The following is a 21,817-nucleotide window of genomic DNA, read 5'->3' as shown; positions in this document are numbered from 1 at the left end:
CATTATGAACACATTCCTCATCATCGTCCTCGTCGTGCTGATGATCCTGGTGGTCGTCAGCCTGGTTCGCGGCATCGTCGCCTTTCTCAAGAGCACCAAGATCGACCTCCAAAGCGGGGAACAGGTGGACGCCACCGAGATGCAGCTGTTGCAGAACCGGATGATGTTCAACCGCATCAAGTACCAGGCACTTGCGATCGTCGTGGTCGCGGTCATCCTCGCCATAGCCAACTGAGGCGCGGCGCCTCGTGGTCAAGCTCAACAAGATTTACACCCGCACCGGCGACGACGGCACGACGGGCCTCGTCGACGGATCGCGCCTCCCGAAACACGCATCGCGCATGGAGGCAATCGGCGCGGTAGACGAAGCGAACAGCGTAGTGGGCCTTGCCGCTGTTGCGTTGAAGGGCAGCGACCACGCCGAAGCGCTCTACCGCATCCAGAACGACCTTTTCGACCTCGGCGCCGATCTTGCGACACCGGGGGACGACTTCGCCCCGTCCGAGATGACGCTCCGGATTGTGACCTCGCAGGTCGAGTGGCTGGAGCGGGCGATCGACGCGGCCAACGAAAGGCTGGCCCCGCTCACCAGCTTCGTCTTACCGGGCGGCTCGGAAGCTGCCGCGCGCCTCCACGTCGCCCGCGCCTCGGCCCGTCGTGCGGAACGCGCCATGACGGCGATGGCTGCCGATGTGCCGACCAACCCCCAGGCTCTCGCCTACATCAACCGCCTGTCGGACTACCTCTTCGTCCTCGCGCGTGTTGCCAATGCCGGCGGTGCCGACGACGTAAAGTGGATTCCCGGAGCAAACCGCTAGCCAGCGCCTTCGCCGCTCGCTAGGGCAGCGCCTTTGCTGCACGTGCGAAGGGATTTCTGGATGAGCAAGACGGTCGCCATCATCGGCGCGGGACAGATGGGTTCGGGCATCGCCCAGACCGTTGCCGCCAACGGCATGGACGTGATGCTCGCCGACATCAGCCTCGAAGTTGCGCAGAAGGCGCACGCAGGCATCGACAAGGCGCTCGGCAAGCTCGTCGGACGCGGCAAGATGGAAATCGCCGAAGCGGAAGCCGTCCTCAAGCGCATTACGCCGGTGGCCGACTACACGCCGATGAAGGATGCCGACCTCATCATCGAGGCGGCGACCGAGAAGGAAGAGATCAAGAAGGCGATCTTCCAGAAGGCCGGCGAGTTCCTCTCGCAAGGCGCGATCATGGCGTCGAACACCAGCTCAATCCCTATCACCCGCATGGCGAACTATTCGCCCGATCCGGCGCGGTTCATCGGCCTGCACTTCTTCAATCCGGTGCCGGTCATGGGCCTGATCGAGGTCATCCCCGGACTTGCCACTGCCAAGGACACCACAGACCGGACGGTCGCCTTCGCCGAAGGGCTCGGCAAGGAAGTGGTCCTCTCGCAGGACGAGCCGGGCTTCGTCGTCAACCGCATCCTCCTGCCGATGATCAACGAGGCAATCTTCGTCCTCGGTCAGTCGACCGCGGGGATCGAGGACATCGACAAGGGCTGCCGCCTCGGCCTCAACCACCCGATGGGGCCGCTGCAGCTGGCCGATTTCGTCGGGCTCGACACCTGCCTCGACATCATCATGGTGCTCTACAAGACCACCCGTGACGCCAAGTACCGCCCGGCTCCGCTGCTGGTGAAGTACGTCGAGGCCGGCTGGCTCGGCCGCAAGACGGGTCGCGGCTTCTATGATTATTCGTCCGAGATGCCGGTGCCGACCCGCTGAGGGAACCCGCATCGGGGCGGGGCCGTTCATCGGGAAAGGAGATTTCCCGATGACTACCCCCCCGAACAACCTTCCGCCCGAGACCCATAATGACGAGCAAGACGACGAGCGCAGTCAGGCGCAGACCGTCGCTGAGCAGGCACAGCGCGATCACTCGTCCAGCCCCACCGAAAGCATCAAGAGTTCCAACGAATCCGGCCTGATGGGTGATACAACCCAGGACGTGATCGACCACATGCGCGACATGGAAAGTTCCGGCAGGATCGACATGGGCGCATATGACGGCGAGTCCAACATGGACGACAATGCCGGCAAGTACGGCGAGGGCCATGATGCCGAGTTCGAGGAAGACGACAGCTAGGCGGTCAACCGGCGTGGAGGGAGCCGTCGTTCAGGATCCATAATCCGGCGGTGAGGATCAGCGACCCCGCCGCCACGCTATAGGCGAGCACACGAAAGTTCGGGGTCGATATGGCCTCGAACCGGTGCGCGTCGAGCCTGTCGAGCGTGGCGCAGGCGCGACGTTGTGCGGTTACCGCCAGCCAACCTCCCGACAGGATGAAAACGGTGGCTATGGCCTTTGCAAGCCAAGGCGGATCGAAAGCTCCGAACAATGCCTTGAATGCCAGACCGATACCGATCGCTGCGAATGCGGTTCTCATCCATCCGGCAAAAGTGCGCTCCATCGCCATGATGTTGCGATCTTCGGCGAGATCGGTGCGCAATTCCGCCCAGGCGGTACTTTTATCTATGTCGTCGTCTTCGGGATCTGCCTGCGCCATGCCCTAGGAATGGGTGAGCGGGGCGGGGGGTTCCTCAGAACTCGTAGTCCCCGCCTTGCGGCTCGGCACTGACGGCGGGTTGGGTGTCATTGATGAGGTAGCTTTCATCGACCGGCTGCGGATCGACCGGCTCGGAGGGGCCTGCTTCGGCGTACCAGTCTTCGAGGCTCGTATCACGTGCACTCGGCCGCTCGACCGGGCGCGGATCACGTACGACTACTTCGGGCTCGGAATAGGTGCTGGCGCTCGCAACACTGGCGGTCGGCGCGGATTGCGTGCCTTCCTGGTCGCTGATCTGCGCGATCATGCCCGGGTCCTCTTCGCCGCCAACCAGCGCTGCGACCAGCACCAGGAAAATGGCCACGAAAAGGAGCTTCTTGCCCTGATTGGTAAACAGCCCGTCTTCCATGACCGGTGACTATAGAAGAACGCGGTTAAGCCTTCGTTTCGTCTGCTTCGGCCTTGAATTGGTAGAGTTTTTCAAGCGCCTCACGCGGGCTGAGCGAATCAAGGTCGAGTTCCCTGAGGGCCTCCCGCAGGCCATCCACCTTCGCTTCCGCGGTCGCCGCCGTCACTGCAAATAGCGGCAGGTCGCCAAGCCCCGCCGCCAGTCCGCCTGTCTCGGCACGCCCCTTCTCGAGCTTGTCGAGGACGGCGCGGGCGCGCTTGATGACCGGCTGCGGCACGCCCGCAAGACGCGCCACGTCGAGGCCGTAGCTGCGGTCTGCCGCTCCGCCGGCAAGTTCATGGAGCAGCACGAGATCGCCCTTCCATTCGCGTGCACGAACATGGTGGAGGCTCAGGGCATCGCAGGTTTCGGCGAGGCGCGAGAGCTCATGGTAGTGCGTCGCGAACAGGCAGCGGCACTTCAACTGTTCGTGCACTGCCTCGACCACCGCCCAGGCGAGTGCCATGCCATCGTAGGTCGAAGTGCCACGCCCGACCTCGTCGAGGATGACGAAACTGCGCTCTGTCGCCTGGCTCAGGATGGCGGCGGTCTCGACCATCTCGACCATGAAAGTCGAACGGCCACGGGCGAGATTGTCCGACGCCCCGACGCGACTGAAGAGGCGGTCCGCAATGCCCACCCTCGCAGAACTTGCCGGGACGTAGCTTCCCGCCTGGGCGAGGAGGACGATCAGCGCGTTCTGCCTGAGGAAGGTCGACTTGCCGCCCATGTTGGGCCCGCCGATAAGCCACAGGCGATCGTCGTTCCCCAGTCGGCAGTCATTGGCGACGAAACGCTCGCCGCCGCGCGCCAGGGCCTGCTCGACCACCGGGTGGCGCCCACCGACAACCTCAAGGCAAGGCTGGTCGACGACTTCGGGACGGGCCCAGTCGCCTTCGACGGCACGCTCCGCCAGGGCAGCGCTGACGTCGATCCGGGCCAAGGCCGCGGCGGTTGCCGCGATGGCTTCGCGCGCTGCGAATATCTCGCCGACGAGCTCCTCGAAATGCGCTTCCTCGGCGGCCAGGGCATGGCCGCCCGCTTCGGCAATGCGGCTCGCCTCCTCGTGCAGGCCGAGCGAGTTGAAACGGACCGCGCCTGCCATGGTCTGGCGATGGCTGAAGCCGCTGTCGGGTGCCATCAGCTTGTCGCCATGCTTGGCAGGCACTTCGATGAAATAGCCGAGCACCTTGTTGTGCTTGATCTTGAGCGAGGGGGTGCCGGTCTCGTCGCGATACTTCGCTTCCAGCGCGGCAATGGCGCGGCGGGCGTTGCCGCTGGTTTCGCGCAGGGCATCGAGCGCATGGTCGTAGCCCGGCGCGATGAAGCCGCCCTGCTGGCGCTCGGTCGGGGGGGAAGCAACGAGCGCACGGGCGAGGTGGTCGACAAGGGCCGCATGGCCGCCCAGCGCTGACGTGGCCCCCCGCAGAAGCTCCGGCAGGTCCGGACTGGACTGGAGGATATCGCGTATCCGCCGCGCCTCGGACAGGCCGTCGCGAATCTGCCCAAGGTCACGGGGCGATCCCCGGCCCGCCACGATGCGGCCGAGCGCACGACCGATATCGGGCGCTTGCCTGAGCATTGCTCGCAGGTCGGCGCGCAGGAGCGGATCGGCATGGAAGTGGTGCACGGCTGCGAGGCGCGCCTCGATCGCCTTGGCATCTGCGAGCGGCGCGGAGAGGTCTTCAGCCAGCTGGCGCGCGCCCGCGCCGGTAACGCAGCGGTCGATGCAGGCGATGAGGCTTCCCTCGCGACCTCCGCCCTGCGCTTGCAGGATTTCGAGACTGGTGCGTGTCGCGGCATCCATCGCGAGGTGCGCACCAGTACCGCGCGCAACCGGCGGCAGGAGGAAGGGCAATTTGCCCCGACCGGCGTGGTCGAGATAGGCGACGAGGCCGGCTGCTGCAGCCAGCATCGGGCGGGTGAAGTCGCCCAGCCCGTCGAGCGTTGCGATTCCATGGAGCGCCTTCAGCCGCGCCTCGCCCTCTTCACTGCGGAAATCCGAACGCGGGCGGGAAATTGTGCCGAAAGGCGCGTCTTCCCAGTCGTCGGGGGCCACCATCTCGCTCGCCCCGAGGCGCGCCAGCGCTGCGTCGATCGCCTCGGGTCGACATTGCTCCAGCTCCATCCGGCCGGTCGAGATATCGCACGCTGCAAGCCCGATCCCGTCGCGCACCGGTGCCACTGCGACCAGCAGGTTCGCCCGCCGCGGTTCGAGCAGAGCCTCTTCCGTGAGGGTACCTGCAGTGACGAAGCGCACGATGTCGCGGGCGACCAGCACCTTGGACGAGGGCAGTCCCTCGCGCTTGGCCCTGCCCTTGGCCTCGTCGGGCGTTTCGGTCTGTTCGGCAATGGCCACGCGGCATCCTGCCTTGATCAGCCGCGCGAGGTAACCTTCCGCCGCGTGTACCGGCACACCGCACATCGGCACCGGCTCCCCGCCATGCTCGCCGCGGCTGGTGAGCGCGATGTCGAGCACGCCCGAGGCCACTTTCGCGTCGTCGAAGAACAGTTCAAAGAAATCGCCCATGCGGTAGAACAGCAACGCATCGCCCGCCTCGCGCTTCAAGGCGAGATATTGCTGCATCATCGGGGTGGGCTGGCCGGACATCCTTCCAGCCGTAGCGGCGGCCGTTCCGATTCGGGAAGTATCGCGGCCAAGGTTTCCCCTACCGCTCCTTGGCCAAGCGCGTTAGGGCGGGGGCGAATCTACGGGGAATATGATGTCCGACGAAAAGCCGACCGGTTTCACCACGCGCGAGGCGCTGTTTTACCACGAGACGATCCGTCCGGGTAAGATCGAGATCATCGCCAGCAAGCCCATGGCGACCCAGCGCGACCTGAGCCTGGCCTACTCGCCCGGCGTTGCGGCCCCCGTCGAAGCGATCGCTGCCGACCCGTCGCTGGCGGCGAAGTACACCGCCCGTTCGAACCTCGTCGCAGTCATTTCCAACGGCACCGCCATTCTCGGCCTGGGCAATCTCGGTGCGCTGGCGTCGAAGCCGGTGATGGAAGGCAAGGCTGTCCTGTTCAAGCGCTTCGCCGACGTCGATTCGATCGACATCGAGCTCGCCACCGAGGATCCGGACAAGTTCATCGAAGCCGTGGCGCTGATGGAACCGAGTTTCGGCGGCATCAATCTCGAGGACATTGCCGCACCGGAATGCTTCATCATCGAGCAGGCCCTGCGCGAGCGGATGAACATTCCCGTCATGCATGACGACCAGCATGGCACTGCCATCATCGCCACTGCCGGCCTCATCAACGCCTGCCACCTGACCGGTCGCGATCTGAAGGACGTGCGCATGGTGGTGAACGGGGCGGGTGCCTCGGCGCTCGCGTGTACCGCGCTGATCAAGTCGGTCGGCGTGCCGCACGAGAATGTCATCGTCTGCGACCGCTCGGGCCCGATCTATCCGGGTCGCGAAGGCATCGACCAGTGGAAGAGCGCACACGCCGTTGCGACCGAGGCGCGCAGCCTGGAGGAAGCGCTGGTCGGCGCGGACATATTCCTGGGTCTCAGCGCCGCAGGGGCATTGAAGCCCGAATGGGTCGCGAAGATGGCCGACAAGCCGATCATCTTCGCCATGGCCAACCCGACACCGGAAATCATGCCGGAGGATGCCAAGGCGGTTCGTCCCGACGCGATCATCGCGACCGGCCGTTCGGACTATCCCAACCAGGTCAACAATGTCCTCGGCTTCCCCTTCATCTTCCGCGGCGCGCTCGACGTGCAGGCGACCGCAATCAACGAGGAGATGAAGGTTGCCGCCGCCCGCGCCATTGCCGAACTCGCGCGCGAACGCGTGCCCGAGGAAGTGGCGGCTGCCTATGGCGTAACTCACCAGTTCGGCGAGGACTACATCATCCCGGCCCCCTTTGATCCTCGTCTGATGGAGGTGGTTTCGAGCGCAGTGGCCAAGGCGGCGATGGATTCGGGCGTCGCGCAGGCCCCGATCGCCGATTTCGACGAGTACCGCCATTCGCTGAAGGCGCGCCTCAATCCGACGACGGCCGCGCTCACCAATATCTACGAGCTCGCCAAGGCCAATCCCAAGCGGATGGTCTTCGCCGAGGCAGAAGAGGACGTGGTGCTGCGCGCCGCGATCCAGTTCCGCGACTTCGGCTATGGCACTCCGATCCTGGTCGGTCGCACGGAGAAGGTGCGCGAGAAGCTGGTGGAACTGGCAGTGGACGATCCGGACGACTGGATCATCGAGAACTCGGCCGTGTCGGACAAGGTGCCGGCGATGGTCGACTATCTCTACAAGCGGCTCCAGCGGCGCGGCTACACCGAGCGCGACGTGGGTCGGATGGTCAACCAGGAACGCAACGTCTTTGCTGCCCTGCTGGTCGCGCTTGGCCACGGCGATGGCATGATTTCCGGCCTTACGCGGACCTTCGCACAGACCGCACGAGAAGTGGCTCGCGTCCTCGATCCGGCGCCGGGTGCGATCTCCTTCGGCATCCACCTGATGATCGGCAAGAACCACACGACCTTCCTTGCCGACACGACGATCAACGAGCGCCCGACTGCCGAGCAGCTGGCCCATATCGCCCGCGAAACGGCCGCGGTCGCGCGCCGCATGGGCCACGAGCCGCGTGTGGCGTTCCTGTCCTATTCGACCTTCGGCAATCCTTCGGGACAGTGGCTCGACAACATCCGCGATGCCGTTGCCATCCTCGATGCCGAGGAGTGCGAGTTCGAGTACGAAGGCGAAATGGCCCCGGACGCCGCGCTGAACCCCAAGGTGATGGAGCTCTATCCCTTCAGCCGCCTGTCGGGTCCGGCCAACGTCCTGATCATGCCCGGTCTGCAATCGGCCAATCTCTCGGCCAAGCTGCTGCGCGAACTGGCCGGGGCGACGACCATCGGTCCGATGCTGATCGGCATGGAAAAGCCGGTGCAGATCGCCCCGATGACGGCCATTGCGCCCGACGTGCTGACGCTGGCGGTTCTCGCCGCGGCCGGGGTCGTCGGCTAGGCAGTACCGGCTATGGGCGCGATACCGTCCCAGCGACACCGCTTCGCCATCCCCGACGATGTGCATTACATCAACTGCGCCTACATGGCGCCGCTGTCGCATGATGTGAGCGAGGCCGTTGCACGGGGCGCGCGGCTGAAGCAGCAGCCATGGGATTACCGCCCGGCCGACTTCTTTTCGATCACCGAGGACTTCCGCAGCCGCGCCGCGAGGCTTGCGGGCGTCCCTGCGGACTGCGTCGCCGTGGTGCCCTCCGCCAGCTACGCGCTGGCCATCGCAGCCGCCAACCTGTCATTGGCGAAGGGTCAGAAGATCGTCACCCTGGCGGACCAGTTCCCCTCCAACGTCTATGCCTGGCAGGAACTGGCGCGCGCATGCGGGGGAGAGGTCGTCCACGTGCGCCGCCCGTCTCAGGACAGCTGGACCGATGCGGTGCTCGACGCGATCGGCGAGGATACCGGGATCGTCGCTCTCCCCAACTGCCACTGGGCCGACGGTCGGGTGGTCGACCTCGTCGCGGTGGGCGAGAAATGTCGCGCAATGGGTGCGGCGCTCGTCCTAGACCTAACGCAGTCTCTCGGCGCGATGCCTATCGACTTTGCAGCGGTCCGGCCCGATTTCGCGGTGGCGGCGTGCTACAAGTGGCTGATGGGACCCTATGGCATCGGCATGCTCTATGTCGATCCCAAGCACCATGCGGGACGGCCGATCGAGCACAACTGGATCAATCGTGCAGGGTCCGAGGATTTCTCGCGGCTGGTCGACTATCGCGACGATTTCCAGCCGGGGGCGAGGCGCTTCGATATGGGCGAGAAATCGAACCCGCCGCTGCTGATGGGGGCGGGTGCCGCCATCGATTTCCTGCTCGAATTCGGTGTCGATGCGATCGCTGAAACCTTGGCGGATTCGACCGAAGCGATAGCAGCCGAGGCGCGAGAATTGGGCCTATTGGCGGCTCCCGTCGGCAACCGCGCCGCACATTTCCTGGCGCTGGAATTTCCCGATGGCGTGCCCGACGGGCTGACCGAGACACTCGCCGCCAACCACGTGTTCGTATCGCTGCGCGGCGCGTCGCTGCGCGTTACTCCACACCTCTACAACAGTGACGCCGACCGCGAAGCGCTGATCGGCTCGCTCAGGGCCTGCCTCGGCTAGAAGGGCAGTTCGCGGCCGCTATAGTCGATGTAGCGGAAGCCGCCACCGCCCGATCCTTCGATGACATTGGCAAGGCCGTTGACGCTCTCGTCGACGGTCAGCGTGGCGTTGGGGCCTCCCATGTCGGTCTGCACCCAGCCCGGGTGGAGCGACAGCACCTCGATGCCGCGCGGCCCGGCATTCTGTTCGGCAATGCCCTTTGCCAGCATGTTGAGCGCCGCCTTGCTCGACCGGTAGAGCTCGTATCCGCCCGAACTGTCGGCGATCGAGCCCATCAGCGAGGACATGAAGCCGAGCGTGCCGCCGTCCTTGAGCTTGGGCAACAGCGCCTTCGCCGCGCGTGCAGGCCCGAAGGAATTGGTCATCATGACATGCGCCACTTCGTCGGCAGTCGCCTTTTCCACCGACTGGTGCGCAGCGCCGGTGATTCCGGCATTGACGATGATTGCATCGAGGCTCCCATCCGCGATGGGGAGGCTGGCGAAGCTGGCGGGATCGGTGACGTCGGCAGTGACGATCTGCACGCCCTTGCCCTCGAGCGCATGCAACTTCTCGCTATGCGACCGTTCGCTCGCGACGACTTTCCACCCGCGGGCGAGGAATTCCTGGACCAGTCCCAGCCCGATGCCGCGCGACGCGCCAAGAATGAAGATCGTACCGTCAGCCATCTCTGGTCCCCTTTGCTCTGAATGTCTCGGCGTAGCAGGTCATGAGCCGTTCCTCTGCTTTTTCTGTCGCTCCGTCGCGCCCCGGCATGGATTCGCCATCCGGTTCATCATCGCGCAAGCGGGTGGGAGAAATCGAGCCCTTCCGTGCACAAGTCAGCACGCGAAAGGACTGACAATGAAGAAGACAATCACACTGGTCGCGATCGCACTCGGCAGCATGGCTGCTCCCGCCTTGGCGCAGGAAGCCACCACCGCTCCCGGCGGGCTCTATGTCGGCGTTCTGGGCGGCTATGAGGGCCTCAATGTCGATTCCGGCGACGGCAGCGTCTCGGCCGATGCAAGTTCGGCGGTCTACGGCGTCAATGCGGGCTACGACCTTTCGCTCGGCAGCGCCTTCGTGGGCGTCGAAGGCGAGATCTCGACGAGCACCGGATCGACCCAGTTTCCGTCCAGCTTCGGTGGCGCGCGTGACGGCCTTGAAGCCAATGGCCAGTACTATGTGGGCGCCCGCGCCGGCTTCGCGCTGACCCCAGGCATCGCGGCCTATGGCAAGGTCGGCTACACCGCGCTCGACACCAAGGCGTTCACTTCGGCAGGCTCGCTCGCCGACCTCAAGGACAACACCGACGGCTTGCGCTTCGGCGGCGGCGTTCAGGTGCAGTTGCCCGGACCGCTCGAAGGTCGCATCGAATACCGTCGTTCGAAGTACAAGAATGTCGCCGACGCCGATTTCGGCGATGCCTCGACGGACCAGATCGTCGCCGGGCTCGGCCTGCGCTTCTGAGGCTAGTACCCGAAAAGGGAAGGGCCGCTCCGTCGGGGCGGCCCTTCCTGTTTGCGGCCTACTTGCGGCGGAAACGGAAGTACCAGACTTCGTGGCGGTACACCGTGCGCGCCTTGTGTTCGTAGCGCGTTTCGGGCCAGCCCGAGGGGCGGTTTTCCCAGCTCGACCGGCCTTCGACCACCCATTCGAACTCGTCGGTGAAGCGGCGCATCACCATCAGTGCATGGCGCAGGTAAACCGCATGATCGGTGCCGAAGCGGAACTCGCCGCCGGGCTTCAGCTTGTCGGCGATCATCCGCACCGGGCCGTCGTTCATCATCCGCCGCTTGGCGTGCTTGTTCTTGGGCCAGGGATCGGGGTGGAGCAGGTAGACCATGGTCAGCGCCCCGTCGGGGATGCGCTTGAGGACATCCAGCGCGTCACCATGATGGATACGGACATTGGCGAGCGTCCGGTCGCGGATATGGGCCAATGCCTGAGCGACGCCGTTGACGAAGGGTTCGGCACCGATGAAGCCGTGGTCGGGCAGCATGTCGGCGCGCTCGGCCATGTGTTCCCCGCCGCCAAAGCCGATTTCGAAATGAAGCGGACGGTCGAAGCCGAAAAGCACGTCCGACGTCACCGGCCCTTCTGCCGGAACCGAGATCTGCGGCAACAGGCGGTCGACCAGCTCCTGCTGGCCTGCGCGCAGGGGCTTGCCCTGGCTGCGGCCATAGAGCCGGTTGAGGGTTGTCGGATCGCCTTCCTTGAATGCTGACATGGCGCGCCCGCTAGGCGAGGCAGGGGTCCGTTGTCCAGTCGTTCCGTAGAGCGACTGTTGCGCTTCAGGCGGCGTGTGCCCAGACGACAGCGTCCACCTCGTCTTGTGCCGCTCCCGTGCGAAGCGTCGCGAGGCAGTCGAGCAGCTCGCCCGGCATGACCGGCTTGGTCAGCACGGCGCCGGGCTCGACATAGGCGAGCCTTTCCTGGACGACAGCGAGGTCCCAGCCGGTCACGAGGATGGTTGCGAGGCCCGCCTGTTCGCTCATGACGCGATGCAGCAACTCAAGGCCATCGTGATCATCGTCGAGGGCGAAATCCGCGATCACCACATCTGGAGAGGTACCGGCAACCAGGCGGCACGCTTGCGAAAAGCTGGTCGCGATGCCCACAACCTCATATCCCGCCGCGCGGCAGGTTTCCTTCCACAGCATGGCGAGGATTTCATCGTTCTCGACGATGGCAATCTTTTTTCCCGGTCCCTTTGTCACTGACGATCCCCCAATCGTTATCCAGGAATGTGCTCCTGCGAGGAGGATTCTATCAGCGACGATGCGTCGCCGCGCCTCAGGGGAATCACCTATGATGGGACCTGTCATCCGTTTATCCTTCTTTGCGGTGGCTCAAGTACGGCACCGGTCCGGACCCAAAAAAATCGTGCTGGACGCTCTCACCGGCTTGTGATGATCTCGCGCCATGTCACGCCCGCTGATCCCGAAGAGTTCCCTGGCCGCGCTCAACGACAACGAGCTGGAAATACTCCACCTGCTGGCGAACGGGCATACGGCCAAGTCGATCGCGGCGAGCCTCGGGCGTTCCGAGACAGCGATCAACGAGCGGCTGCGCGAAGCGCGCCGCAAGACCGGGGTGGGCAGCAGCCGCGAGCTTGCCCGGCTCCTCGATGCCCAAAAAATCTGGGACGAAAATATCGATCTGGCGGGGAAGGGTCCCGCGACCGAGGGTCCGGCATGGCCCGTGGGTGCGGGCCGCCCACGGTCTAAAGGAACCATCTTCATGCTGATCTTGATGCCCATCGCCGCTGCCGGCCTTCTCTATGCGGCAAGCGTTTCCACCGCCGGAACCGATGCCGCTCCACCCTCCGATGCCGTCGCCACGCAGCCGTCGCCGCTGGTGGGGAGCTGGTCGCTCGATGTCGGCCGCATTCCCGAAACAGAACGGCCGAAAAGCGTGACCATCCGGTTCGCGGTTTCGGCTGACCAGGCATGGACCACACATGTCGAAATCGTCGCGCCCGACGGTTCGGTCAGCAAGGCGGATTCAACTGCCTTGGCCGACGGGGCTCCTGTCCCGATTTCCGGCAACATGGGCTTCATCGACACGGTGTCGTTGCGCCAGCCTTCGCCGAACACGCTGGTGATGACGCTGGGCAAGGGCGGCCAGCCCGTCTCGACCCGCGTCTATACCGTGTCGAAGGACCGGCAATCGATGACCGAGACGATCGTCTGGGCCGGCGCCGGCATCCCCGAACTCGAAACCACCTACTTCACCCGCGTCGGGTGAAAATCCCTGCAGAAGGGATGAAGTCGCCCGGCTGGCTCAGCCGGGCGGCGATTTTGCCAGAGCCTTGGTGAAGCGATCGGGACGGGGCAGCAGGTCGGCGACCGTGTAGTCGTCCAGCCGCGCCAGAAAGTCGTCTAGCGCAGAGCGCAAGGCCCCTTGCAGGCCGCAGGCGCCAGCGACCGGGCAGGTGTTCGAATCGCGTTCGAAGCATTCGACGAAGCCGCTGAGCGATTCCATTTCCCGTACCACCTTGCCCACCCCGATTTCCTCCGGCGGGAGTACGAGTTCGAGTCCGCCGCCGCGACCGCGGCGGGCGCTGATCAGTCCCATGTCGGCCAGGTGACGCGCCACCTTGGTCAGATGATTGCGCGAGATTCCATAGGCATCGGCAATTTCCTCGATCGACGCCTGCCGCTTCTGCGCGGCCAGGAACATGAGCACGCGCAATGCGAAATCGGTCTGGAGATTGAGCCTCATAAAAGATGCATATCAGATATTGCTTTCGGCGCAATCTCCGTATAGAGGTATCTCAAATACCACTTATGAGGCGATGCGATGCCAAGCCAAACTGCCCTGGAACTTCGTACCTCCCGCACCGCGCTTGCCGACGGTCTCGGCATCGATGGTCCCTTCATCGACCGACTGGTGGACCGGTTCTATTCGGCGGTCCGCTCTGATTTGGTGCTTGCCCCGATCTTCGCGAGCCGCGTCGACGACTGGGAGCCACACCTTGCAAGAATGAAGCAGTTCTGGCGCTCGATCTTGCGAGCCGAGGGCAGTTTCAGCGGGAATCCGATGCTCAAGCACGTGGTCATTCCCGATATCGACGCCGCTGAATTCGAACGCTGGCTCGACCTGTTCGAGACCGCCGTGCTGGCCGAAGCCCCCAATCCGGGCGCCGCCGCGATGGTGACCGACCGGGCCCGTTCGATCGCTGCGAGCCTGCTCGCCGGCGTACTCCGTCATCGCCAGTCACCAGCCCGCCAGGGTTCATCGAATGGAGCGTATCATGCTTGAGAGCCAAGACTTTGCAGCCGCTGCCGAATGCGGCGAATGCGTGGATGCGAATATCCTCGCACTCCTCGAAGGCCCCGGCCCTTCGACGACGGGACAACTCCCGCCGCCCACCGATTTCGAGATGCCCCGCTGGGTATGGAGCGCGATGAGCGCCGCCTACTGTGTCTTCTTTACCGGACTCGCTGTCGCAACCGCGCACAGTGGTCCTGCGATTTTCGCCATCGTGATCAGCATTGGCTATGCGATGATGTACTTCGGGACAGCGCGCATTCTGGCCAATGTCCGACCCGCTGAACACAAGAGCGATTTCGCCCGCGGCCGCGCGCCACTGATGACGTGGACCGGACCGATGGACCGCAAGGCCGTTGCTGCGCAGGTTCTCATCGTTCCCGCCTGCCTCGCCCTCTTCGGGACGGGCTTCGCCATCCTCGCCAATATCCTGACCTGACCGGACCCAAGGAGGCTTTCATGCCGAAAATCATCCACGCATCCATTCCCGCCGACCAGCCATCGAAAGTAGCCCAATTCCTTGCTGACCTCCTGGAAGGAGAGGCCTTTCCCTTCCCGCCCGGGGGCCCCGATGCATGGGTCGCATGGGCGGGCGACAGTTCGGTCCAGGTCGAAGTGGTACGCAGGGGCGCCCTCCTTGCGCGGGGGCCCGATGAGGCCGAATGGCAGAAAACTGATACGGCCCAGCGAGGTAGCGAAGTCCATCTGGCACTAGGTGTCGACTGTACGGCAGATTTCGTGATCAACCGTGCCGGTGCAGAAGGCTGGCCGGCACGCCTGTGCTGGCGTGGGGGCGACATCTTTCCGCTGGTCGAGGTGTGGGTGGAAGGCGCGTTCCTGGTCGAAGTGTTCGACCCGCTGCAACGTGCGATATTCGAGGAGCGGGTGACCCGCGAGAGCTGGGGTCGCCTCCACGAACCGGCATGAGAAAGCGAAACGCCCGGAGTGCATGGCACCCCGGGCGTCCTCGCTATTCCCGTCCAGGAGTATTCTGTCAGGCGGCTTCCGCCTCTTCGCCGGCGTCGCGCAGCACGTAGCCGCGGCCCCACACGGTCTCGATGTAGTTGTCGCCGCCGCATGCATGGCTGAGCTTCTTGCGCAGCTTGCAGATGAAGACGTCGATGATCTTGAGTTCGGGTTCGTCCATGCCGCCATAAAGGTGGTTGAGGAACATTTCCTTGGTCAGCGTAGTGCCCTTGCGGAGCGAGAGCAGCTCCAGCATCGCATATTCCTTGCCGGTCAGGTGGACGCGGGCACCGTCGACTTCGACGGTCTTCGCATCGAGGTTCACGGCCAGCTTGCCGGTGCGGATGATCGACTGGCTGTGGCCCTTCGAGCGGCGCACCACGGCGTGGATGCGGGCGACCAGCTCTTCGCGGTGGAAGGGCTTGGTCACGTAGTCGTCGGCACCGAAGCCGAACGAGCGGATCTTGCTGTCCATCTCGGCAATGCCCGAGAGGATCAGGACCGGGGTCTGCACCTTGGCGACGCGCAGCTTCTTGAGCACGTCGTAGCCGTGCATGTCCGGCAGGTTGAGGTCGAGCAGGATGATGTCGTAGTCATACAGCTTGCCCAGATCGAGGCCTTCCTCGCCCAGGTCGGTCGAGTAGACATTAAACCCTTCGGTCGTGAGCATGAGCTCGATCGCTTTCGCGGTTGTCGGCTCGTCTTCGATCAGCAGTACACGCATGGGTGGTCCCCCCGGTTGCCCCTAACTTGCGGTAACCCCTCGATAAGAGGTGTTGTCGCTTATTAACCACACGAGGTCTGAACGGAAAAGGTTAACGTCAGGTAAAGCGCGTTAAGACTTTTTACTGTTGCAGCGAGGACTCACAGTTCGATTCCGATATTCCGCGCCACCGCGGCCTGGTCGTAATACGGGCGTTCGACGAGGATGCGGTCGCTCCCTTCCTCGAACTCGAAACTTGCCGCCATGCGCATGCGCAGTTTTCGCCCCGTAGGCTCGATAACCCGGTCGCCAATGCGCATTTCGCCGAGGTGCGTGCCGGTCAGCCAGAACTCGACGAGAACGGTATTTCCGGTGTGCGCGATCGCGATGACCTCGTTGCCCTGGTCCGGGAAGACCGAACGCGAAGCGTTGAAATAGCCGCGCACGGCCGCTTCGCCGTCGAACACCTGTCCGGTCGACATCTCGTAGCGGGGATGCCCGGCAAAGGTCGCGATCACGCCGTCCCAGTCATAGACCGTTTCGAGGTGCATGTGGTCGCGGACCACCCGGATGCGCCGTTCGGCAAGCTCAGACATCGCGCTCTCCCGTCGATGGGCGGGAACCTGCCACGGCTGAGCGGACTTGTCAGCCGCCCATCGCGCGAAGCTTCTTCGCGCGGCGCCGTTCCGCGCTGGAGCCAATGCCGATGGCTTCGCGGTACTTGGCAACCGTGCGCCGGGCGAGGTCGTAGCCTTCCTGCTTCAGCAGTCCTGCAAGCGCTTCGTCGGAGAGAACCTTTTTCGGGTCTTCGGCATCGCACAGCGCCCGGATACGGGCCTTGATGGCTTCCGAACTCGCGCCCTCGCCATCGGCTGCGGCAACCCCGCTCGAGAAGAAGTACTTCAGCTCGAAGGTGCCGCGCGGGCAGGCGAGGTACTTGTTGCTGGTGACCCGGCTGACTGTGCTTTCGTGCATCTCGATGGTCTCGGCGACCTCGCGCAGCGTCAGCGGACGCATGGCGGTAACGCCTTCCTTGAGGAAGCCCTCCTGCCGTTTCACTATCTCGGCGGCGGTCTTGAGGATGGTTTTCTGCCGCTGGTCGAGCGCGCGGATCAGCCAGTCGGCCTCGCCCAGCTGCTCGTTGAGCCAGGCCATGGACGCCTTGTCGCGCGCACCCGCCTTCAGTTCTACGTAGTATTCGCGATTGACCACCAGGCGGGGCAGGCTCGCTTCATTGAGGCGGATGTCCCACCCGCCCTTGTCGGTCGGCGAGACCAGCACGTCGGGCACGACTGCGGCTTCGGTCCCGCCGCCGAAGCGAAGGCCGGGCTTGGGATCGTAGGTCCGCAGCTCCGCAAGCATGTCGGCGAAATCCTCGTCATCGACTTCGCACATGCGCTTCAGCCGGGCGATCTCTCCCGAAGCCACGAGATCGAGGTTGTCGATGAGACGCGCCATGCAGGGGTCGTAGCGGTCGACCTCCTTCGCCTGCAGTGCGAGGCACTCTGCCAGGTTCCGCGCGCCAACGCCGGTCGGGTCGAGCGACTGGACGAGTGCGAGAGCGCGTTCGACCTCGGCGAGCGGCGCACCCAGTTCCTCGGCGATGAACCTGAGATCTGTGGTGAGGTAACCCGCCTCGTCCAGTTCGCCGACGAGGCGATGCGCGATCAGTGCCTCGCGCGCGTCGTGTGCCGATGCACCGACCTGGTCGGACAGGTGCTCGGCAAGCGTCGGGCCTTCTGCCGACCGGTTTTCGAGGTCGGGAAGGTCATCCGATGAAAGCGAGGGGCCATCGCCGCGACTCCAGTCGCCCATGTCGCCGGGCGCTGCCTCGGGATCGATCGCGTGATCGGCGACATCGAGCGCAGCCTCGCCGTCGAAGTCGGGGGCACTGTCATGCTCTCCGGGTTCGGTCGGCGCATCTTCGCCTGCCTCGCGGCGTACTTCCCCAATATCGAGCAGTGGATTCGATTCGAGCGCCTCGGCAACGAAAGTCTCGATCTCAAGATTGGACAGCGCCAGCAGCTTGATCGCCTGCTGCAGCTGGGGCGTCATTACCAGCGATTGGGTTTGCCTGAGGTCTAGCCTCGGACCGAGCGCCATGACCTATCTCCGGGCGCGCCCGTCGGTCACAGCGAGAAGTTCTCGCCGAGATAGAGACGCTTGACGTTCTCGTCCGCCACCAGTGCCTGCGGCGTCCCGGCGAACAGCACCTGCCCGCCATAGATGATGCAGGCGCGATCGACGATCTCGAGCGTCTCCCGCACATTGTGGTCGGTGATGAGGACGCCGATGCCGCGCGTCTTCAGGTCCTTTACCAGGTCGCGAATGTCGCTGATCGACAGCGGGTCGATGCCCGCAAAAGGTTCGTCGAGCAGCATGATCGAGGGTTTGGCCGCCAGAGCGCGGGCGATTTCGCAGCGCCGCCGCTCGCCGCCCGACAGGGCCATTGCGGGGCTGGTGCGCAGCCGCGTGAGCCCGAATTCCTCGAGCAACCGCTCGAGTTCGGCCGCGCGCGTCTCGTCGTCCGGCTCGACCATTTCGAGCACGCAGTTGATGTTCTGTTCGACCGTCATGCCGCGAAAGATGCTCGTTTCCTGCGGCAGGTAGCCGAGGCCGAGGATCGCGCGGCGGTACATCGGCAGTTTGGTCACATCGTGGCCATCCATCAGGATGCGGCCCGCATCCGGCCTGACGAGACCCATGATCGAATAGAAACAGGTCGTCTTGCCAGCACCATTCGGGCCGAGCAGGCCAAGCACTTCGCCCTTGCCGACGGTCAGCGAAATGTCGGTCAGGACGTTGCGCTTGTCATAGCTCTTGGCGATCGAAATGACCTCCAGCCCGCCCTGCGGGATGGGCGGTGCGGCATCGTGAACCGGGTCGGCTACACTGGCTTGATCGATGTCTGCCATGCGCGCGACATAGGCAGGTCTGCCGCTGGTGAAAACCCCGCGCGGCCCATTGTTCGACGAATTGGCAGGATTCCTGCATGGACCGCAACGGGACGGTCCACCAGCGCAGGTCGAGCGGCGCTTGCCAGCGGGAAGCAAATTTGAAACAATGTGATTCGGGTGAGACTGACAGGGGAAAGCGCATGGTAAAGGCGCTCGAGGAGAATACCGTGGGATCCGTGCATGCGAAGGAGCGCAAGCGCGACTACCGCAAAAGCATGAGCGACCACGTCGCGACCGCGCTCCTCGTCTATACCGGCCTCCAGATATTCGCGACCGTCCACGCCATGCGCGAAGGCATGAACAACATCGCGCCTTACGTTATCCTTGTCATACTCGTCGCCGGCATCATTCCCTTCTGCCACAAATACGAACGCCGCTGGACCTCGCTCAGCGACGAGCAGGCACGCAATCCCGAGATGGGAACCGCATTCAAGCGCGATGTCATAATGTTGTGGGCGCTCGCCCTGATTGTGCCGATCGCGCTGACGGCCTTCTTCAAGCTCGTCTTTTCCTGATTTCTTTCGCGCGGTTGCCTCGCCGCAATCCCGTCCCTACTTGCGGGACGATGCTCCAAAGACATGACAATTTGCGATGATCGGCGGCGATGAAGCCCTGTCGCGCTGCCGCGAACTGGTCGACCTCGCGATAGCGCGTGGCGCCGACGCTGCCGATGCAGTGTGCCGGGCAAGCTCTTCCGAAAGCGTCGGTGTGCGGCTCGGTGCGCTCGAGGATGTCGAGCGATCGGAAAGCGAAGAGATCGGCCTGCGGGTCTTCGTGGGTTCGCGATCCTCGTCCATCCATACCAGCGATTTCGCCCCCGAAGGGCTGGCGGTGCTGGCGGAACGGGCGGTGGAAATGGCGCGGCTTGCGCCCGAGGACCAGTATGCGGGCCTCGCCGGCCAGGAGCATCTGTTCAGCGGGGAGATGCCCGATCTCGACCTGCTCGATCCGGTGGAACCATCTCCCGATGTGCTGCGCGATGCGGCCCTGGCAGTGGAAGATGCCGCGCGCGCCGTGCCCGGGGTGACCAATTCCAATGGCGGCAGCGCCAGTTCGTCGCGCAGCGTCTTCGCGCTTGCCACCTCGACAGGGTTCGGCAGGTCGCATTCGGGCGGCTCGCATTCGCTCTCGGCCAGCGTGGTCGCGGGTGAGGGTGCTGACAAGCAGACCGACTATTCCTATCGCACTGTTCGCCATCTGGGCGACCTGCCCGAAGCCTCGATAATCGGGACAGAGGCGGGCGAACGTACCGTCCGCAAGGTCGGGCCGGGTTCGATCCCTTCGGGCAAGATGCCGGTCGTCTTCGATCCGCGCGTCGGCAATGGTGTCATCGGCCACCTCCTCTCGTCCATGAGTGCGCCCTCGATTGCGCGCAAGGCGAGCTTCCTGATCGGTCGCGAGGACCAGCAGCTGTTCGACAGTTCGGTACGCGTTATCGAGGACCCTTTGCGCGTTCGCGGGCTACGCTCGCGCGTGTTCGACGGCGAGGGTGTCGCCTGCGGCCCGCGCACGCTGGTGGACGGCGGCAGGCTCGGCGGATGGCTGACCAATGTGGCTTCGGCCCGGCAGCTTGGGCTTGGTCTGACCGGTCACGCGGGGCGGGGTAGTGGCGGCGCTCCGGGCGTTTCATCAAGCAACGTCTGGATGGAGCCGGGGAGCGTTTCGGTCGCGGAGCTGATTGCCGACATCGAGGACGGCCTGTTTATCACCGGCCTTTTCGGTCAGGGGGTCAACCTCGTCACCGGCGACTATAGTCGTGGTGCAAGCGGGTTTCGCATCCGCAACGGCGAAATCGCCGGGCCGGTCGCCGAAATCACCATCGCGGGGACGCTGCCGGAAATGTTCAGGGCGCTGGTCCCCGCGAACGACCTCGAGTTCCGTCACGGGATCGACGTACCTACCTTCCGTATCGATGGGATGGCGGTGGCGGGACAGTGATACTCCGCCTGCTCGCCTTTCTCGCACTAGCGCTCGCCGCACCTGCGGTAGCGCAGCTCGGAGAGGCAGCAGATCCGGCACCGGTCGAAACCGCGACGCCGCAGACGATTGCCGCCACGCAGGATGACGGCGCCGACCAGCGCATCACCGACCGCATCTCGGGAATCTTCGCCGAACTGCCCGCCTTCGCCGACGTAGAGGTGTCGGTAAGCCAGGGCGTGGTTTCGCTGGCGGGCACCGTGCCCAAGGCCGAGGACATCGATCGCGCCGAAGCGATCGCAGGGCGCATTTCGGGCGTGGTGACGGTCGAGAACCGGCTCAAGCGCGACGTTTCGATTTCTTCGGACGGCGCAGGGATCACCAGCCTTGCGGATCGCTGGGCAAGCTTCGTGCGCATCCTGCCGCTCATCGCCGCGGCGCTCGGCGTGTGGGTGCTCGTGACGATGGTCGGCTATGTCATCGCGGGTCTTGGGGCCTTGTGGCACCGGCTGGCACCGAACAGCTTCCTTGCCGAACTGATCTCCAGCGCGATCCGCTTCGTGTTCTTCATCGGCGGTCTCGTCATCGCGCTCGACATGATCGGCGCGACCGCGCTGTTAGGCGCAGTGCTTGGCGGCGCGGGCGTCGTCGGCATCGCGCTCGGTTTCGCGATGCGCGACACGATCGAGAACTACGTCGCTTCGCTGATGCTGAGCCTGCGCCAGCCCTTCCGGGCCAACGACTGGGTGAAGATCGACGAATACGAAGGGCGCGTAATCCGCCTGACGAGCCGCGCCACCGTGCTCATGACGCTCGACGGTAATCACCTGCGCATTCCCAACGGACAGGTCTTTCGCGCGGTGATCCTCAACTACACGCGCAATCCTCACAGGCGGTTCCAGTTCGACCTGGGCGTCGATGCGGATGACGATGCGCTGGCCGCGCGCAAACTCGGTCGTGACACGCTGGCAGCGCTCGATTTCGTGCTCGAAGAGCCGCCGCCGGAGGGGCGCATCGTCGAGGTGGGCGATTCGAATGTGGTGATCCGCTTCCTCGGCTGGATCGACCAGCGCGAGGCGGATTGGTGGAAGTCGCAGACCCATGCCATCGCGGCGGTCAAATCGGCGCTTGAGGATGCAGGATTTGCCTTGCCGGAACCGATCTATCGTTTGCGTTTCGATCAGCGGACCCGGCCCCTCCCATTCGAAAACGTGGGAGAGGGGAAGCAGCCGGAAGCTCCGGTAAAACACAGGAAGCCTGCGTCGGCCCCTGCGCAACAAGCCGCGGATACCGCCCCCAAGGACGAAATCAGCGAAATGGTCGAAGCCGAACGGCGCCAGTCGGGCGGCGGGCAGGAAAAGGACCTGCTCGACCAGTCCCGACCGGTCGAGTAGC

Annotated in this window: 25 protein-coding genes; 14 read left to right on the top strand and 11 right to left on the bottom strand. The window is 64.4% G+C overall.

The annotated features are described in order from the left end of the window. The first annotated feature begins 4 nt into the window (after positions 1-4). The 4 genes from RAM60_RS11695 to RAM60_RS11680 are packed head-to-tail and all read left to right on the top strand — an operon-like array spanning position 5 to position 2,112. Positions 5-235: an HIG1 domain-containing protein gene (locus RAM60_RS11695; protein ID WP_200981534.1), complete on the top strand. Its 231-nt coding sequence runs from the start codon at positions 5-7 to the stop codon at positions 233-235. 13 nt (positions 236-248) lie between these two features. Then, positions 249-818, top strand: coding sequence for a cob(I)yrinic acid a,c-diamide adenosyltransferase (locus RAM60_RS11690; protein ID WP_369026623.1), 570 nt, complete (start codon positions 249-251; stop codon positions 816-818). Positions 819-878: 60 nt separating this feature from the next. Next, complete coding sequence (locus tag RAM60_RS11685; RefSeq protein WP_369026624.1) at positions 879-1,751, top strand: 3-hydroxyacyl-CoA dehydrogenase family protein; 873 nt, start codon at positions 879-881, stop codon at positions 1,749-1,751. Positions 1,752-1,800: 49 nt separating this feature from the next. Then, positions 1,801-2,112 (top strand): hypothetical protein, encoded by a 312-nt coding sequence (locus RAM60_RS11680; protein ID WP_369026625.1) that lies wholly within the window; start codon positions 1,801-1,803, stop codon positions 2,110-2,112. Positions 2,113-2,116: 4 nt separating this feature from the next. On the opposite strand, the gene RAM60_RS11675 is transcribed toward RAM60_RS11680, so the two are convergent. From RAM60_RS11675 to mutS, 3 genes are read right to left on the bottom strand one after another with little or no spacing between them, the layout of a single operon-like run. Then, on the bottom strand, positions 2,117-2,533 hold the full coding sequence (locus tag RAM60_RS11675; RefSeq protein WP_200981530.1) for a YidH family protein: 417 nt from the start codon (positions 2,531-2,533) through the stop codon (positions 2,117-2,119). Positions 2,534-2,567: 34 nt separating this feature from the next. After that, complete coding sequence (locus RAM60_RS11670; RefSeq protein ID WP_369026626.1) at positions 2,568-2,942, bottom strand: hypothetical protein; 375 nt, start codon at positions 2,940-2,942, stop codon at positions 2,568-2,570. A gap of 25 nt (positions 2,943-2,967) precedes the next feature. Further along, positions 2,968-5,592: a DNA mismatch repair protein MutS gene (gene mutS / locus RAM60_RS11665; protein WP_369026627.1), complete on the bottom strand. Its 2,625-nt coding sequence runs from the start codon at positions 5,590-5,592 to the stop codon at positions 2,968-2,970. A 112-nt stretch (positions 5,593-5,704) separates the two neighbouring features. Here mutS and RAM60_RS11660 point away from each other — a divergent pair, with 112 nt between their 5' ends. Both RAM60_RS11660 and RAM60_RS11655 read left to right on the top strand, forming a co-directional pair. Continuing rightward, complete coding sequence (locus RAM60_RS11660; protein ID WP_369027333.1) at positions 5,705-7,966, top strand: NADP-dependent malic enzyme; 2,262 nt, start codon at positions 5,705-5,707, stop codon at positions 7,964-7,966. A 12-nt stretch (positions 7,967-7,978) separates the two neighbouring features. Further along, the gene (locus tag RAM60_RS11655) at positions 7,979-9,121 is read left to right on the top strand and encodes an aminotransferase class V-fold PLP-dependent enzyme (RefSeq protein ID WP_369026628.1); all 1,143 of its coding nucleotides are present in this window, start codon (positions 7,979-7,981) and stop codon (positions 9,119-9,121) included. On the opposite strand, the gene RAM60_RS11650 is transcribed toward RAM60_RS11655, so the two are convergent. Further along, entirely contained in the window at positions 9,118-9,789 is a 672-nt protein-coding gene (locus RAM60_RS11650; RefSeq protein ID WP_200981525.1) for an SDR family NAD(P)-dependent oxidoreductase, read from the bottom strand. The genes RAM60_RS11655 and RAM60_RS11650 overlap by 4 nt on opposite strands. A gap of 175 nt (positions 9,790-9,964) precedes the next feature. On the opposite strand from RAM60_RS11650, the gene RAM60_RS11645 reads away from it, so the two are divergent. Next, complete coding sequence (locus RAM60_RS11645; RefSeq protein WP_200981524.1) at positions 9,965-10,573, top strand: outer membrane protein; 609 nt, start codon at positions 9,965-9,967, stop codon at positions 10,571-10,573. A 58-nt stretch (positions 10,574-10,631) separates the two neighbouring features. Here the strand turns inward: RAM60_RS11645 and trmB are convergent, their stop codons facing one another. Both trmB and RAM60_RS11635 read right to left on the bottom strand, forming a co-directional pair. After that, a complete protein-coding gene (trmB, locus tag RAM60_RS11640) occupies positions 10,632-11,333 on the bottom strand; it encodes a tRNA (guanine(46)-N(7))-methyltransferase TrmB (protein WP_369026629.1) in 702 nt (233 codons plus the stop codon). Positions 11,334-11,397: 64 nt separating this feature from the next. After that, positions 11,398-11,823 carry a response regulator gene (locus RAM60_RS11635; RefSeq protein ID WP_369026630.1) on the bottom strand — a complete coding sequence of 142 codons (426 nt, stop codon included), beginning with the start codon at positions 11,821-11,823 and terminating at the stop codon, positions 11,398-11,400. A gap of 205 nt (positions 11,824-12,028) precedes the next feature. On the opposite strand from RAM60_RS11635, the gene RAM60_RS11630 reads away from it, so the two are divergent. Further along, positions 12,029-12,853 (top strand): helix-turn-helix transcriptional regulator, encoded by an 825-nt coding sequence (locus RAM60_RS11630; RefSeq protein ID WP_369026631.1) that lies wholly within the window; start codon positions 12,029-12,031, stop codon positions 12,851-12,853. 36 nt (positions 12,854-12,889) lie between these two features. On the opposite strand, the gene RAM60_RS11625 is transcribed toward RAM60_RS11630, so the two are convergent. Then, positions 12,890-13,330, bottom strand: a complete 441-nt coding sequence (locus RAM60_RS11625) for an RrF2 family transcriptional regulator (protein WP_369026632.1) — start codon at positions 13,328-13,330, stop codon at positions 12,890-12,892. 78 nt (positions 13,331-13,408) lie between these two features. On the opposite strand from RAM60_RS11625, the gene RAM60_RS11620 reads away from it, so the two are divergent. From RAM60_RS11620 to RAM60_RS11610, 3 genes are read left to right on the top strand one after another with little or no spacing between them, the layout of a single operon-like run. Next, positions 13,409-13,870 (top strand): group III truncated hemoglobin, encoded by a 462-nt coding sequence (locus tag RAM60_RS11620; RefSeq protein ID WP_369026633.1) that lies wholly within the window; start codon positions 13,409-13,411, stop codon positions 13,868-13,870. Next, positions 13,863-14,318: a hypothetical protein gene (locus RAM60_RS11615; protein ID WP_369026634.1), complete on the top strand. Its 456-nt coding sequence runs from the start codon at positions 13,863-13,865 to the stop codon at positions 14,316-14,318. Before RAM60_RS11620 ends, RAM60_RS11615 begins: the two co-directional genes overlap by 8 nt. Before the next feature lie 20 nt (positions 14,319-14,338). Next, positions 14,339-14,806 (top strand): hypothetical protein, encoded by a 468-nt coding sequence (locus RAM60_RS11610; protein ID WP_369026635.1) that lies wholly within the window; start codon positions 14,339-14,341, stop codon positions 14,804-14,806. Positions 14,807-14,873: 67 nt separating this feature from the next. Here the strand turns inward: RAM60_RS11610 and ctrA are convergent, their stop codons facing one another. The 4 genes from ctrA to lptB all read right to left on the bottom strand — a co-directional run bounded on the left by ctrA (position 14,874) and on the right by lptB (position 18,463). Beyond that, positions 14,874-15,569, bottom strand: a complete 696-nt coding sequence (gene ctrA, locus RAM60_RS11605) for a response regulator transcription factor CtrA (protein ID WP_200981520.1) — start codon at positions 15,567-15,569, stop codon at positions 14,874-14,876. Positions 15,570-15,709: 140 nt separating this feature from the next. Next, positions 15,710-16,144 carry an ester cyclase gene (locus RAM60_RS11600; RefSeq protein WP_369026636.1) on the bottom strand — a complete coding sequence of 145 codons (435 nt, stop codon included), beginning with the start codon at positions 16,142-16,144 and terminating at the stop codon, positions 15,710-15,712. A gap of 49 nt (positions 16,145-16,193) precedes the next feature. Next, positions 16,194-17,651 (bottom strand): RNA polymerase factor sigma-54, encoded by a 1,458-nt coding sequence (gene rpoN / locus RAM60_RS11595; protein WP_369026637.1) that lies wholly within the window; start codon positions 17,649-17,651, stop codon positions 16,194-16,196. Positions 17,652-17,677: 26 nt separating this feature from the next. Continuing rightward, positions 17,678-18,463 carry an LPS export ABC transporter ATP-binding protein gene (lptB, locus tag RAM60_RS11590; RefSeq protein ID WP_200981517.1) on the bottom strand — a complete coding sequence of 262 codons (786 nt, stop codon included), beginning with the start codon at positions 18,461-18,463 and terminating at the stop codon, positions 17,678-17,680. A gap of 182 nt (positions 18,464-18,645) precedes the next feature. Between lptB and RAM60_RS11585 the strand changes: the two genes are divergently transcribed. From RAM60_RS11585 to RAM60_RS11575, 3 genes are all read left to right on the top strand, one after another. Then, positions 18,646-19,020 (top strand): hypothetical protein, encoded by a 375-nt coding sequence (locus tag RAM60_RS11585; RefSeq protein ID WP_369026638.1) that lies wholly within the window; start codon positions 18,646-18,648, stop codon positions 19,018-19,020. A 76-nt stretch (positions 19,021-19,096) separates the two neighbouring features. Next, entirely contained in the window at positions 19,097-20,443 is a 1,347-nt protein-coding gene (locus tag RAM60_RS11580) for a TldD/PmbA family protein (RefSeq protein WP_369026639.1), read from the top strand. Next, positions 20,440-21,816, top strand: a complete 1,377-nt coding sequence (locus tag RAM60_RS11575; RefSeq protein ID WP_510639760.1) for a mechanosensitive ion channel domain-containing protein — start codon at positions 20,440-20,442, stop codon at positions 21,814-21,816. The genes RAM60_RS11580 and RAM60_RS11575 overlap by 4 nt, the downstream gene beginning before the upstream one ends. Position 21,817 lies beyond the last annotated feature (1 nt).

Source organism: Qipengyuania sp. RANM35, from assembly GCF_041021145.2.
GTDB lineage: Bacteria > Pseudomonadota > Alphaproteobacteria > Sphingomonadales > Sphingomonadaceae > Qipengyuania > Qipengyuania soli.
This window is presented reverse-complemented; position numbering and strand designations above follow the sequence as displayed.